Origin of the sequence: Candidatus Pelagibacter sp. RS40 (assembly GCF_002101295.1) — a bacterium.
Lineage (GTDB): Bacteria > Pseudomonadota > Alphaproteobacteria > Pelagibacterales > Pelagibacteraceae > Pelagibacter.
Genome location: NZ_CP020778.1, coordinates 658,230 through 672,726 on the forward strand (window position 1 = coordinate 658,230; position 14,497 = coordinate 672,726).

The following is a 14,497-nucleotide window of genomic DNA, read 5'->3' on the forward strand; positions in this document are numbered from 1 at the left end:
TCTAATTAAATGAGCAAAGAAGGTAGTACACAAGCACCAATAAGACATCCAATAAATTTTAAAGATCCAGATTTCTTAGACCCACAAAAGTTGGATCAAGAAATGAGAAGAGTTTTTGATGTTTGTCATGGTTGTAGAAGATGTTTTAACTTATGTGATAGTTTTCCAAAACTATTTGATTATATTGATGAGTCTGAGGACGGCGAAGTATCATCTTTATCAAGCGATAAATTCAAACCAGTTGTCGATGCTTGTACTTTGTGTGACATGTGCTTTATGACTAAATGTCCTTACGTTCCTCCTCATGAATTTGATTTAGATTTTCCACATTTAATGCTTCGATATCGAATGCTTCAAAGAAAGAATGGTGAGATCTCTGGTACGACAAGGCAATTAGCTAACATAGACCGTAACGGAAAAATTGGGGTTATGTTTAGTGGTATAATTAATTGGTTTTCAAACATAAAAAATACTTTTTTTCGTAAAGTCTTAGAATTTTTAACAGGAATTGATAAGAGAGTGATTTTACCAAAGTATAATAGTGAAACATTTTCAAATTATTTTAAAAAGTTTAAGCAAAAGAAATTAGCAGGGGGAACAAACAGAAAAGTTGTGATTTATTCTACTTGTTTTGTAAACTTTAATAAAAAAACTACAGGAGAAGCTGCGCTAAAAGTTTTAAATCATAACAATGTTGAAGTTGAACATTCTTATGCTGGTTGTTGTGGAATGCCATATCTTGAACAAGCTGACCCAGATAAGGTAATTAAACAAGCTAAATTAGTATCGAAAGAACTAATCAGTTTCATAGATAAAGGTTATAAAGTAATAACTTTGACTGCTAGCTGTGGTTTGATGTTGAAATTTGAATGGCCACTTCTCCTACCAAATGACGAAGATGTAAAAAAATTATCAAAAAATACTTTTGATATTGATGAATATATTGTTGATATAGCTAACAAAGAAGGATTAGTAAAAGGAATGCAAGAAATAGATGGCGGGGTGACAGTGCATCACGCATGCCATGCTAGAGCTCAGAATATGGGCAATAAGGCAAGAGATATGCTCAAACTAATTCCAAATGTAAAAATTGATTTAGTTGAAAGATGTGCCGGACACGGTGGGACTTTTGGAGTGATGAAACAAACTCACGGCACTGCAGTTAAAGTAGCAAAAAATACAGTCAGTGCAGTTAAAAGAAAAAACAATAAATATATGGCATCAGATTGTCCATTAGCAGGAAAACACATTAAACAACTTGCTCAGGATACAAATATTAATAATGATGAGGCTTTACACCCCATAGAACTAGTAGCAAAAAGTTATAGATTATAAAAATGCCTAAAGACCAAAAAATTATTCAAAAATCAGATTTACTGGCCCCAGATGTATATGAAAAAAATAGACGTCAGATGAGAAAAGAGCTAGTTGAATTTAAAAAAGATAGAAGAGTTCCACTTGGTCCTTATGCAACCTTTTACTTTGAGTGTTATGAAACAATGTTAGCTCAAGTCCAAGAAATGCTACATATAGAAAAAGGAGGAGATGAACAACTTAATGACGAGTTAACAGCTTACAATCCCTTAATACCAAATGGAAAAGAATTGGTTTCAACTCTAATGTTTGAAATTGATAACCCAGTAATTAGAGCTACGTTTCTTGGAAAATTAGGTGGTGTTGAAGAAAATGTATTTATTAAGATTGATAATGATATAATTTACGGAAAACCGGAAATAGATGTAGATAGAACTTCTGCAGAGGGGAAAGCATCATCAGTGCAATTTATACATTTTGAATTTGATCAAAACCAAATTTCAAAATTTAAAGGTAATAATGTGAGCATTGAATTAGGAATAGATCATAAAGAGTATTCACACTCAACAAAGCTTTCAGAAAGCACCATAAAAGCTCTGTCCAGCGATTTTAATTAGTTGGTCCCCAAACATTTTCAACATTAACCCAACCAATAAATTCACCTGTTTGAATTTTACACCATTGTGTTTCACATTTTTTTATTAAGAGCAATCTACCTTTTTTTACTTGGGCTATAGGTTTAGAAAATTTAGATGGTTTTTTGAAAATTATTTTATCTTCAAGTGGTATAAATGACTTAGCTTTCCTTAGTTGAGAAACATGTATCCAACCATTATTATTTTTATGATCTATAATTCGTCTAAAATTCTCTTTTTTATCAATAACTTTTAAAGGAAGCTGGATTTTTTTATAAATATATTTGACTTGATAATCAAATCCTGGCCCATATCTCACATTCACTTTTTTATTCTTAAGCATGAGAAAAAATTCATCTTTTGCATTAACTTGTTGAGTTATTAATATCAAAGAAGTTAAAACAAAAATTATAATTTTTTGCACAGACAATTCTTTCTCTTCTTAAAATAAACTTTTCTGGATGTAAGATTTAATAAATCAACAATTAAAATATTATTTTTAATAATTCCATTCAGTCCTAAGATTAATTTTAAAACTTCGTTTGCTTGTAATGCTCCTATTACATTTGCAGTAGGTCCTAAAATACCTTCAGCCTCGCAATTTAATATTTCATCAGAAGGCATTCCTTGGTAAAAACAATTAAGACAAGGAATTTTTTTTTGTGAAAAATCAAAACTAAAAATATGTCCATCAAATTTACTTATTGCTCCAATAACTAATTTCTTTCTATATTTTAATGAATACTTATTTAGTAAAAATTTAGTTGGGAAATTATCTGTTCCATCAACAATTATATCGAATTTTGGTAGAATTTTGCTTAAATTTTTATCTTTAGCCCTTTCTCTAAAAATTTTTAATTTTATTTTGTCATTAATTAATTTAATTTTTTTTTTTATTACATCTGATTTGTACTTACCCACATCACTATAATCATAGAGAGTTTGCCTATGTAAATTGCTATACTCAACTTTGTCATTTTCAATAACGCCTAAAAATCCGACACCTGCTCTAACTAATAAATCAATCACTGGACTTCCCAAACCGCCTGCTCCAACAACTAATATTTTTGAATTAAAAATTTTTTTTTGTCCAATAATTCCAACATCTTTTAGAATTATTTGTCTTGAATATTTGTTTAGAGTTCTTTTACTTAATAAGTTTTTCATTTACCTGTAGATCCAAAGCCACCAGATCCTCTGACTGTATCGGGCAGCTCATCTACTTCCTCAAAAGAAGCTTTCAGAACGGGCATTAAAACCATTTGTGCTATTCTATCTCCATTATTAACTATAAAATCATCCACCCCATGATTAAATAATATAACTTTTAACTCCCCCCTATAGTCACTATCAATCGTACCCGGTGTATTGAGTACGCTTATCTGAGATTTTGCTGCTAAACCTGACCGAGGTCTAATTTGTATCTCTGTATCTTGAGGAATAGCTATAGAAATTCCAGTTGGTATTAATTCAGAGCAGTTTGGCTTTATTTTCAAGGATTTTTTTACAAATGCCATTAGATCCATGCCTGATGATCCTTCAGTTTTATATTGTGGGATTTTGACCTTAGGGTCAAGTTTCTTTATCTTAATTTTGACCATTAATTAAGATTTTTAATAACTCTCTCAACTATATTTTCTGCAATTAATGATTTATTCATCTTATGTAGTATTTCGTTTTTATTATTTTTATAAAAAATTTTAACTTCATTGTATTCTGAATCAAATCCTATTTCATTATCTGATACATTATTAGCAATAATCCAATCACAATTTTTACTACTTAGCTTATCTTTTGCATTTAAATCTAAATTTTCCGTTTCAGCAGCAAAACCTACAGTAAGTTTTGGTCTTAGTGAATTATGTTTTGAAACATAAGATAATATATCTGTATTCTTGATCATACTAATATCTAGTTCAGCATTTTTTTTTATCTTTTCTTTATTATATTTTTTAAATTTATAATCACACACAGCGGCTGAAAAAACAGCAACATCAACTGGAAGGTTTTCAATTGTTTTTTTTAACATTTCGTCTGCAGTTTCAACTTCAATAAATTTTATATCTTCCAAAGGTTTTAAATTTGTTATTCCTGATATTAGTGTTGTTTCAAATCCATTATCTCTAAATGATTTTGCAATTTCGTAACCTTGCTTTCCACTTGATTTGTTTGTTAAATATCTAACTGGATCCAAATATTCCCTAGTAGGTCCTGCTGTGACTAAAGCCTTATATTTTTTATTTTTTTGTAGACTAGATAAGTAATTTTCAATATGTAAAAGGATATCTGATGGCTCGGTCATTTTTCCCTCACCATACTCTCCACATGCCATATCCCCGATCTCTGGACCTATTATACTATAACCATATTCCCTTAGTTTAATAATATTTTTTTTATTTGACGGGTGATCCCACATTCTCACATTCATCGCTGGTACTATAAAAATCTTTTTATTTGATGCTAATAATACAGTGGATGCAAGATCATCTGTTAATCCATTACTTAATTTTGATATTGTATTAGCTGTTGCCGGTACTACAACAATCAAATCTGCCCATCTTGATAATGAAATATGATCCATTTCGCTTTCACTCTCTGAGCTAAATAAGTCTTCATATACCTTTCCTTGAGAAAGGGATGTTATAGATAAAGGTGTCACGAATTCTTTGGCACTTTTTGTGATGATTGTTTTTATTTCTACTTGTTTTTTTTTTAAGCCTCTAATCAATTCAAGACTTTTATAAGCAGAAATACCTCCACAAATTACGACAAGTATTTTTTTGTTTGACAAACTATTCATGCGAGAGATTAAAATACCAATAAAGTAACAATTACAAGCAATAATAAACCAATAATTGACTGATTTCTGAAGCTAGACATCTCTGATTTTTTTACATTTAACTCATTAAATGAGCTAGAGTTCTGTGGAATTTGTCCACTTGCTAGAAATGTTAAGGCCTGATTAGCTTTATCCATAATTTGTGGTAATTCAGGCAACCTCTTAATTACTTCTGCAGAATTTTTAAGTGTTTCATTAAATGAATTTATAGGATCCTTTGTTTCTCTAAGCCATTTTTCAAGAACAGGCTTGGATGTTTCCCATATATTTGTATCAGGGTTAAGTCTTCTTGCTACTCCTTCAACAACTACCATTGTTTTTTGTAACATAAGAAGCTGAGGTTGAGTTTGCATATTAAATTTTTCTGTCACGTCAAATAGTTGTTTAAGTAATTTTCCACCGGATATATCTTTTACAGATTGGCCAAATATAGGTTCTCCTATCGATCTTAATGCTTGAGCAAGATCATCAACTGGTACATCCTTTGGCACAAGTCCAGCAACTAAATGAACTTCTGCAACTTTTTTATAATCTCTTTGGATAAAACCGTATAAAATTTCCGCTAAAAATCTTTGGCTTAATTTATCTAACCTACCCATTATTCCAAAATCAATAGGAACTATTTGACCACTTTTATTTATAAAAACATTTCCCTGGTGCATGTCTGCATGAAAAAAACCATCTCTTACAGCATGCCTTAAAAAATGCTGAATTATGTCTGATGCTATTTTTTTTGCATCAATATTTCTATTTACAAGTTCATCGGTTTCTCTAATTGAAACTCCATCTACCCAATCAAGTGTCATGACATTTTCACTAGTAAAATTCCAATATATTTTAGGGACTAAAAAACCCTCATCGTTCTTTGTATTTTCTCCATATTCATTTGCAGCTGCTGCCTCAAATCTTAGGTCCATTTCAAGATTTGTTATCTCTTTAAGTAAAAAAACAACTTCAACTAACTTAAGTCTTTTAGTTTTTTTTACGAATGACTCTACAAAGAAAGCAAACAACATTAATGCATCAATTTCTTCATTAAATATTTTTTTTATGTCTGGTCTTAAAATTTTAATTGCAACATCTTTTATAGTTCCGCCATCATTAATTTGAGCTTTATGAACTTGCGCAATCGAAGCAGCTGCAACTGGCTCACTAAGATTTATTATTGAGTTAAAGCTTTGCTCACCTAAATCTTTTTTAATAATTTCTCTCGCTATGTCTTGTGAAAATGGAGGCAGTCTATCCTGGAGATTTTCTAGTTCTTTTGATAATTCATCACCGATTATGTCAGGCCTGGTAGCTAAAAATTGTCCTAATTTTATAAATGTTGTTCCCATAGATTGAAGTGAAGAGGATAATCTTTCACCTTGATTTAATGAACTACCAACTTTTTTATTGTTCGAAAAAGAGAATGATAAAATACTAAATAAAACTTTTACTAATAATGGTGGTTCATTAAATTTAGTTGCAATTTTTAACGCATCTGATTTTGCAAGTTTTCGTCCAAGTTTAAAAAGTGTAAACAATTTTTTAATCATAATTTCCATCCCGAATGTATTGCAACGATACCTCCAGATAAATTTCTATAACTACAATTTTGGAAATTATTATTCTTTAGTAATTCTATTAATTCTTCTTGGTTAATAAAATTTTCAATACTTTTCACTAAATATTCGTAAGGTTTTTTATCTCCAACAATAAATTTTCCTAAATATGGAATTAACTTTGAATAATTTTTGTAAGCAAAATCTAGGTTTGAATTTTGTATTTTTGAAAACTCTAAACACAAAAAACGTCCACCTGGTTTTAAAACTCGATACGCTTCTGAAAGTGTTTTGTCTAAGTTTCTAGTATTTCTCAATCCAAAACTAATTGTATAATAATCACAAGTTTCATTTTCTAATGGCAAATTTTCTGCTGAACCAATAATCCATTTAATATTTTTATATTTTCTTAACTTCTTTTTACCTATATTTATCATTCCCTCATTGGGGTCTATACAAATTGTATTATTTAAATTTTTAGTTTTATCATGAAATAGTTTTGCTAGATCTCCCGTTCCACAAGCTACATCCAACAATATTTTGTTTGTTCCAGGGTTCATCCAGAACATTAGATCATTTTTCCACACCCTATGAATACCAAAGGACATAAAATCATTCATCAGATCGTATTTATCAAAAACTTTATCAAATACACCTTGGACAAGTCCCTTTTTATTTTGAAGATATTGTTGCATAAATAAATAATTTTAAGATTAATATAGTATCTAATGCCAGAATTGCCAGAAGTAGAAATTGTAAGAAAATCATTAAACAAAAAAATATCAGGAAAAATTATTAATGATGTAAGGGTAAAAAACCGAAATTTACGTCTTAAAATCCCAAAAAATTTTGAAACTAATTTGAAGAGAAAAAAAATAAAAAAAATTGGAAGATTTTCGAAATATATAATAATTTTTTTTACTGATAATTCTTACTGTGTAGTTCACCTAGGTATGTCTGGTACTATCCATCTACTAAACACATATTCAAAGAAAAAATTTACTAATACTAGCTTTTATCATAGCCCACATTTACCAAAAAAACATAATCATGTTGAAATTCAATTTAATAATTTGAAGTTGGTTTATAATGATCCTAGAAGATTTGGATATATATTATTCATTAATTCTGAGAAAGAGCTATTAAAGAAATTTGAAAAATTTGGACCTGAACCTTTTTCGAAGAATTTCAATATTAATTATGTAAAGACATATTTTAGAAATAAAAAAAAAAATATTAAAAATTTTTTGTTAGACCAAAATTTTGTTTCAGGAATTGGAAATATTTATGCTAGTGAAATATTATTTGAGTGTAAGATAAATCCGTTAATTTCAGCTGACATTTTGAAAGAAGAACAAATTGATAAAATTATTAAAAAATCTAGAGAAGTATTAAAAAAATCTATAGTTAAAGGTGGATCTTCCATTAGAGATTTTAAAAATACTTCAGGCAACAGGGGTTTATTTCAAAATGAATTTAAGGTCTATAATAGAGAAAACTTAAAATGTCCCCGAATAACTTGTAGAGGAAAAATTTTTAAAATAGTTGTTACAAATAGATCAAGTTTTTTTTGTAATAAATGCCAAAAATAAAAAAATTATTATATTGACCGGTTTTACATCTCAATATATACAATCGCGCTTATGGCAAATACCAAATCAGCAATTAAGAGAGTGCGTAGAATATCGAGACAGACAGCTGTTAACAGGTCAAGAAAAAGTAAATTCAGATCTGCAGTAAAAAAAATGAACGTTTTAATAGAAAAAAAAGACAAAAAAGAAGCTCTTGCCTTTTTACCAAAGCTTAACTCTGAGTTAATGAAGATTTCAAAGACTGGCGTTATAAAAAAACAAAATGCGTCAAGAAATATTTCCAGAATTACAAAAAAAATTTATTCTTTATAACAACTTTAAGTAGTTAATCAAAAATATATATATAATTTATATTTTTTAATTAATTCTAATTACAACCAGTGGTTTGAATATTAAAGAACAACATCTAAATCTTAATTTAGTTCCATCACAACATATAGAAAAATAATTTTATTTAGAAAGTAAATTTTATTTTACTAACTTTGAGTTGTTAATTTATTGATTCAATCTGGAATTTATACAATTCCAAATTTTATTTTTTTTCGTATTTATAAATTAATTTATTGCATAAAAATCTTAGATAAGTTTTAAGAGATTCCCACCATGAAAAACAATTTACAAAATAATTCACCATTAGAAGAGAAAAAACTTGATTGGAAAATTGTTCAAAATGTAATGAAAGATAAGTTTGGTAGTGATATTTTTGATAGTTGGCTAAAAAAAATAGAACTTATAAATGAATATAAAAATTACGTACTAATTTCTGTATCTACGAGGTTCATTAGAGATTGGATAACATCAAGATATTTAGATCAAATATTACAAATTGTTAAAAGTTTTAAAAAAGACATCGTAAGAATAGAGTTTCTAGTTGATGATAAAAAAAATATAGCAAACAAAAATAATTCTCAAGATAAACAAAATTTAAAAAATAATGAAATTAATAATAATATTTCTTTTATAAAAGATTCTTACCTACAATATAATAGAATAGATCCAAATAAAAATTTTAATAATTTTATTACGGGACAAAGTAATAAATTAGCTTTTGAAGCTTCAAAAAAGGTATCTCAAGAAATCGCCCACTATAATCCGCTATATTTATATGGAGGTGTTGGAATGGGAAAAACACACTTACTTAATGCTATAGGTCTTGAACTTAAAGATAAAAATAAAGTTATGTTTATTTCTGCTGAAAGATTTATGTATCAATTTGTAAAATCTATAAAATCTAATGATATGGTTAAATTTAAAGAATATTTTAGGAATACTGATATTCTTTTAATTGATGATATTCAATTCATGAATGGAAAAGAGGCCATGCAAGAAGAGTTTTTTCATACATTCAATGCATTGTTTGATAAAGGTTCTCAAATTATTGTGTCTGCAGATAGACCTCCAAATAAACTTTCAAGAATTCAGGACAGAATTAAATCAAGATTTTCGGGTGGATTAGTTGTAGATATTCAAAATCCTGATTATGAATTAAGATCTAAAATTATTAAATCAAAAACAGAAGAGCTCAAGTTATTTTACTCTAATCAAGTTCATATCAATGAGGAAATTCAAAAATTTATAAGTACAGAGGTTAGAACTAGTATTAGAGAATTAGTTGGTGCTTTAAATAGAATAGTATCTTTTTCAAGAATTTATAACAAAATACCAAATTTATCTGAAGTAAGAGTTATTTTGAAAGATCTACTTAACTTGTCGGAAAACAAAGTGACAATAGATACGATACAAACAATTGTATGCAAGTTTTTTAAAATAAGTAAAAATGAAATGCTTTCACCAAGAAGATCAAGATATCTTGTAAGACCTAGGCAAACAGCCATATATTTAGCAAAAATGTTAACTTCAAAATCTTTACCTGAGATCGGAAGGGCGTTTTCAAATAGAGATCACACCACAGTTATTCATTCTGTAAAGACCATTGAAAAACTTAGAAAAGAGGACAATGAATTGAATATAAATATAGACAGTTTGAAAAATAAAATTTTGTATAACCAAGATAATGAAATTTAGTGTAAACCAACAAGATCTTCAAAAGTCCTTAGGTTATTGCCAAGGTGTAATTGAAAAAAGAAGTACTCTTCCAATCCTATCAAATGTGCTACTCGAAATAAACAGTGGGCATTTAACAATCACCGCAACGGATTTAGATTTAATTTTTATCCATAAAATTTCTAATGTTGAGATTTTAGATGAAGGTAAAACAACTACTTCATCGTCAATTATGTATGATATTGTAAGAAAAATATCTTCAGGAAGCAAAATAAGTTTTTCAAATCCTAGTGAAAGTAAACTCCAACTTGAATCTGAAAAATCGATATTTAATTTAAATTGTATAAGTGCCTCTGAATTTCCTTTAACAGATGAAAATTTTAATCAAAATGAATTTTCAATGCATTCAAAAGATTTACTGAAGTTATTAAATAAATGTAAATTTTCAATATCTAACGACGAAACCAGGCATTATTTGAGTGGAATTTTTTTCCACCAGACACAAGTTGAAGACAAAGCTTACTTAACAGCTGTTGCAACAGACAGTCATCGTATGTCAGTATCAAAAATTAGATTAAATAATAAAATTGAATTTGATCCTGTAATTCTCCCAAAAAAAACTATTTTTCAACTCTGTTCTTTATTAGAAGATTTTGAGGGAGATGTAAAAATTTCAAATATAAAATCTAAAATTAAATTTGAATTAAACAATAGTATATTAATTTCGAAACTTATTGATGGAAAGTTTCCCAATTACATTCAGGTTGTACCAAAAGAGAACCAAAAAAAATTAGAGATAGAACTCAAACCGTTCCTTAATTCAGTTGATAGAGTAGCATCAGTTTCTTTAGATAAAAAAGACGGAGTGAAATTTAATTTAAAGAAAAATATGCTCGATATGTCTGTAAACAATACGAATAGTGGAGATGGAAAAGAAAGTTTATCTGTTAAATTTGATCACGAATTAGATATTAGTTTTAATTCAAGATATCTAATTGATGTAGCTTCTCAGTTAGACGGGGATCAAATCGAGATTTATTTAAAAGATACTGGATCTCCTGCTTTAATTAGAGACCCAGCTGATTTTGACAGTATTTATGTAGTTATGCCAATGAAAGGCTAACCAATAGTATCTAATTCAGAGTATATTTTTTTTTGAATTAAGTTAGTGAATTCTTTAGAGTCTAGTCCTGGTTCAATAGCCTCTAGTATTGAAATTGTTATAGTTTTGTTTTTAACTAAACTTCCCTTTTTTGGCCACACAGTTCCAGAGTTTATTGCTACAGGCTGACACTTTATATTTAATTCACTGTAAATTCTTCCAACACCTTTTTTAAATGGAACTCTTTCATCTGGTAATACCCTAGTTCCTTGAGGGAATATAATAATTGGTCTATCAGAAGTAATTACAGCATTTTTAATTTTATCTATAAGACCAATGTTATCTTTAGATATTTTATTTCTGTTTACAGAAATTGATCCAATTTTACTTAAATACCAACCAAATACTGGTATTTTTAATAGTTCATATTTAAGTATGAATTTTGGTGAGTTGAAAATAGTTTGTAAAAAAAAAGTTTCAAACATCGATTGATGAGACGAAGCAATGAAAAATTTTGTATTATTAATAATGTTTTCTGTTCCTTTGATCTTAATCTTAGTATTCAAAAAAAATTTCAGACAAAAACTTGACCAATAACCAAATAATTTACCACCGAATAATACAATTTTTTGAGGAAACATTAGAGAGGGAAGAAAGAGAATTGATAACACTACTATTCCAGTAAAGAAAAAAAATGAAAATAATGTATTTCTTATCATTTTGTCCAAAAATTAGATTATATCTTCTAATTTTTGTCTTTTTTTTAAAATAGTTATTTTAGATTTATTTATTAATATTTCGCTTGGTTTTGGCCTTATATTATAATTTGAGCTTAAAGAAGAACCATATGCGCCTACATCACTTATAAAAATTAAATCTCTCTCTTTTAATTTATTAAAATTGCTTACAGATAAGAATTTATCTGTAGTTTCACAAATTGGACCAACGAACTCATAACTCTTCTGTGATTTTTTTTTATTTTTAAAGGCAGGTAATATTTGATGTTTAGCTCCATATAAAGCTGGTCTCATCATATCATTCATCCCAGCATCTAAAATTACAAAAATTTTTTTACTAGTTTCCTTTAAATATATTACCCTTGATATCAAAATTGCAGTATTCCCAATTATTGATCTGCCAGGTTCAAAAATAAGTTTTGAATTATTTTTTCTTAAAAATTTTTCTATCGCTGATTTATATTTTTTATAATCAAGTTTTTTTTGATTTTTTTCGTATGATATGCCCATGCCACCACCTAAATCAATATATTCAAAATTAAATTTGGCTTTATTAATTATTTTATCAACAGCTTTAAGCATTTTTTCATATGGTTTGTGATCGGTAATTTGACTACCAATATGTACACTAAGGCATTTTAATTTGATATTTTTTGACGTTCTTAAAACAGAGACTAATTTTAAAAATGTTTTCTCATCCACTCCAAATTTATTTTCTTTTTTTCCAGTTGAAATTTGTTTCAAAGTATTTGCATCGGTATTTGGATTTAATCTAATTCCAATATTTACAACCACATTTTTTTTTTTAGCTATTTTTTCAATTATTTTTATCTCACTTTCAGACTCAGAATTTATCAGTAATATTTTTTTTTCTATTGCAAATTTGAGTTCACTCTCAGTTTTTCCAACTCCAGAAAATACTATCTTCTTTTTGTTAATCCCTGCCTTAAGCGCCAGCATAAGTTCTCCTTTTGACACCACATCTGCGCCAAGTCCAAAATTTTTTATCTCTCTAATTAAATTAAGATTTGTATTTGATTTAATTGCAAAACAAACTAAAGGAGAAAACTTTTTAAAATATGTAAAGAAATTTACAATATTACTTTTTAATTTATTATATGAATAACAATATAAAGGTGTAGAGTATTTTATTGCAAGTTTATCAAGACTTATATTTTCGAAAAAATAATTATTATTTTTATACCTCATTAGATGTTATTAGTGACAGCTCTATTATCATTCGCTTGATACTCAGGATCTCCCTTTCTTCCACATGCTGTCAGAACTACTAAGCAAATTAAAATTATTATTATTTTATTTTTCATTATTTTTTTTATATCTTCTTATCATCTTCTTTATATTACCAAAAGATGTTCCACCATGAGAAGTTTTCGAATTTATTGAGTAATTCAGATCAAATATTTTAAGAACATCACTTTTAAGTTTTGGTTCAACTTTGTTTATTTCATTTATTGTAAGATCACTTAGAGATTTGCCATTTCTTTCTGCAAAGTTAATAATTTTTGCTGTTTGCAAATAGGATTTTCTAAAAGGATAGTTTAATTCTCTTACCATGTAATCTGCTAGGTCTGTAGCTGTTAGGTAACCTTTATTTGCAAGACTAAGCATTTCTTTCTTATTAACTGAAAAATTTTTAAATATATCATTTAAAAGAGTTAAGGATATTTTGAGTTGATCATATGATTTAAAAACTAATTCTTTATCATCTTGTAAGTCTTTAAAGTAAGACAAAGGAAGTCCTTTTAAAATCGTGAGCATTGAGAAAAGATTTCCAAAAGATGATCCTGTCTTACCTCTTAAGTATTCGAGTGGGTCTGGGTTTTTTTTTTGAGGCATAATTGAGGATCCAGTTACAATTTTGTCATTTAAATTAATTAGATTATAGGCATCTGAGTTCCAAATTATAAATTCTTCAGCAATTCTTGATATATGTATTGAACAGGCTGAACATGCATAGAGAAAATCTAAAACAAAATCTCTATCAGAAACAGTATCTATAGAATTATCTGTCGGTTTTGAAAAGTTGAGCTTCTTTGTAGTAAAGTTTCTATCAATGTTAAATGAAGTTCCTGATAAAGCAGCTACACCAAGTGGATTTTCATTTAGAGCATCTAAATTATTCTTAAATCTTTTTTTATCTCTTTTGAACATTTCAACGTAAGCCATCATATAATGTGCAAATGAAATAGGTTGAGCATTTTTTAAATGAGTAAAACCAGGCATGACGGTTTTTATATTTTTATCTGCAACTTTCAGAATTGTACTTGTGAGAGCATCAAGTGTTTTAGTTATTTCAAAAGTTGATTTTTTTAACCATATTTTAAAATCAGTGATTACCTGATCATTTCTAGATCTTGCGGTATGTATAAATCCAGCATCCTCACCAATCAAATCAAACAATCTTTTTTCAATATTCATATGAATATCCTCAAGATTTCTATCAAAGGGAAATTTTTTTTTTATAATTTCATTTTTTATTCTATTCAAACCCCATACAATCTTATTTTTAATTTTAAAGTTTATAATTTTTTGCTTAAATAGCATTTCTGTATGAACAATAGATGCAGATATATCTTCATTAAATAATCTTTTATCTATATCTAGTGATCCGCCAACTTTTCTGAATAGATTATTAGAGTTTTTTTTTATTCTAGAACTCCAAATTGGCTGATTGTTTTTATTTTTAGTCATGATAATTAATCATTCTTA

General features: G+C 27.9%; 16 protein-coding genes. 6 read left to right on the forward strand and 10 right to left on the reverse strand.

Translation table 11 applies throughout. The features are described 5' to 3' along the window. Nucleotides 1-9 precede the first annotated feature (9 nt). Both B8063_RS03530 and B8063_RS03535 read left to right on the forward strand, forming a co-directional pair. A complete protein-coding gene (locus B8063_RS03530) occupies nucleotides 10-1,335 on the forward strand; it encodes a (Fe-S)-binding protein (RefSeq protein WP_085069568.1) in 1,326 nt (441 codons plus the stop codon). 2 nt (nucleotides 1,336-1,337) lie between these two features. After that, a complete protein-coding gene (locus B8063_RS03535) occupies nucleotides 1,338-1,931 on the forward strand; it encodes a DUF3501 family protein (protein ID WP_085069571.1) in 594 nt (197 codons plus the stop codon). Here the strand turns inward: B8063_RS03535 and B8063_RS03540 are convergent. The 6 genes from B8063_RS03540 to ubiE are packed head-to-tail and all read right to left on the reverse strand — an operon-like array spanning nucleotide 1,924 to nucleotide 7,027. After that, nucleotides 1,924-2,373: an SH3 domain-containing protein gene (locus B8063_RS03540; RefSeq protein WP_232311421.1), complete on the reverse strand. Its 450-nt coding sequence runs from the start codon at nucleotides 2,371-2,373 to the stop codon at nucleotides 1,924-1,926. The two genes, B8063_RS03535 and B8063_RS03540, sit on opposite strands and share 8 nt — an antisense overlap. Continuing rightward, complete coding sequence (locus B8063_RS03545) at nucleotides 2,358-3,116, reverse strand: HesA/MoeB/ThiF family protein (RefSeq protein ID WP_085069574.1); 759 nt, start codon at nucleotides 3,114-3,116, stop codon at nucleotides 2,358-2,360. The genes B8063_RS03540 and B8063_RS03545 overlap by 16 nt, the downstream gene beginning before the upstream one ends. Then, entirely contained in the window at nucleotides 3,113-3,550 is a 438-nt protein-coding gene (gene dut / locus B8063_RS03550) for a dUTP diphosphatase (protein ID WP_085069576.1), read from the reverse strand. The genes B8063_RS03545 and dut overlap by 4 nt, the downstream gene beginning before the upstream one ends. Next, nucleotides 3,550-4,749 (reverse strand): bifunctional phosphopantothenoylcysteine decarboxylase/phosphopantothenate--cysteine ligase CoaBC, encoded by a 1,200-nt coding sequence (gene coaBC / locus B8063_RS03555; RefSeq protein ID WP_085069578.1) that lies wholly within the window; start codon nucleotides 4,747-4,749, stop codon nucleotides 3,550-3,552. The genes dut and coaBC overlap by 1 nt, the downstream gene beginning before the upstream one ends. 8 nt (nucleotides 4,750-4,757) lie before the next feature. Then, entirely contained in the window at nucleotides 4,758-6,326 is a 1,569-nt protein-coding gene (ubiB, locus tag B8063_RS03560) for a 2-polyprenylphenol 6-hydroxylase (protein WP_085070881.1), read from the reverse strand. Next, nucleotides 6,323-7,027, reverse strand: coding sequence for a bifunctional demethylmenaquinone methyltransferase/2-methoxy-6-polyprenyl-1,4-benzoquinol methylase UbiE (ubiE, locus tag B8063_RS03565; protein WP_085069580.1), 705 nt, complete (start codon nucleotides 7,025-7,027; stop codon nucleotides 6,323-6,325). Before ubiE ends, ubiB begins: the two co-directional genes overlap by 4 nt. Before the next feature lie 33 nt (nucleotides 7,028-7,060). Here ubiE and mutM point away from each other — a divergent pair, with 33 nt between their 5' ends. From mutM to dnaN, 4 genes are all read left to right on the forward strand, one after another. Next, nucleotides 7,061-7,924 (forward strand): bifunctional DNA-formamidopyrimidine glycosylase/DNA-(apurinic or apyrimidinic site) lyase, encoded by an 864-nt coding sequence (mutM, locus tag B8063_RS03570; RefSeq protein WP_085069582.1) that lies wholly within the window; start codon nucleotides 7,061-7,063, stop codon nucleotides 7,922-7,924. Between the two features lie 51 nt (nucleotides 7,925-7,975). Further along, a complete protein-coding gene (gene rpsT / locus B8063_RS03575) occupies nucleotides 7,976-8,236 on the forward strand; it encodes a 30S ribosomal protein S20 (RefSeq protein ID WP_085069584.1) in 261 nt (86 codons plus the stop codon). 291 nt (nucleotides 8,237-8,527) lie between these two features. Further along, nucleotides 8,528-9,949, forward strand: coding sequence for a chromosomal replication initiator protein DnaA (gene dnaA, locus B8063_RS03580; protein ID WP_085069586.1), 1,422 nt, complete (start codon nucleotides 8,528-8,530; stop codon nucleotides 9,947-9,949). Then, a complete protein-coding gene (dnaN, locus tag B8063_RS03585) occupies nucleotides 9,939-11,051 on the forward strand; it encodes a DNA polymerase III subunit beta (protein ID WP_085069588.1) in 1,113 nt (370 codons plus the stop codon). Before dnaA ends, dnaN begins: the two co-directional genes overlap by 11 nt. Here dnaN and B8063_RS03590 read toward each other — a convergent pair. Genes B8063_RS03590 through argH form a run of 4 tightly spaced genes read right to left on the reverse strand, consistent with a single transcriptional unit; the run spans nucleotide 11,048 to nucleotide 14,479 of the window. Beyond that, nucleotides 11,048-11,749: a lysophospholipid acyltransferase family protein gene (locus B8063_RS03590; protein WP_085069590.1), complete on the reverse strand. Its 702-nt coding sequence runs from the start codon at nucleotides 11,747-11,749 to the stop codon at nucleotides 11,048-11,050. The genes dnaN and B8063_RS03590 overlap by 4 nt on opposite strands. Nucleotides 11,750-11,761: 12 nt before the next feature. After that, a complete protein-coding gene (gene lysA, locus B8063_RS03595; RefSeq protein WP_085069592.1) occupies nucleotides 11,762-12,976 on the reverse strand; it encodes a diaminopimelate decarboxylase in 1,215 nt (404 codons plus the stop codon). Next, on the reverse strand, nucleotides 12,976-13,092 hold the full coding sequence (gene lptM / locus B8063_RS07325; RefSeq protein ID WP_445082349.1) for an LPS translocon maturation chaperone LptM: 117 nt from the start codon (nucleotides 13,090-13,092) through the stop codon (nucleotides 12,976-12,978). Before lptM ends, lysA begins: the two co-directional genes overlap by 1 nt. Then, nucleotides 13,082-14,479, reverse strand: coding sequence for an argininosuccinate lyase (gene argH / locus B8063_RS03600; protein WP_085069594.1), 1,398 nt, complete (start codon nucleotides 14,477-14,479; stop codon nucleotides 13,082-13,084). The genes lptM and argH overlap by 11 nt, the downstream gene beginning before the upstream one ends. Between the last annotated feature and the right edge of the window lie 18 nt (nucleotides 14,480-14,497).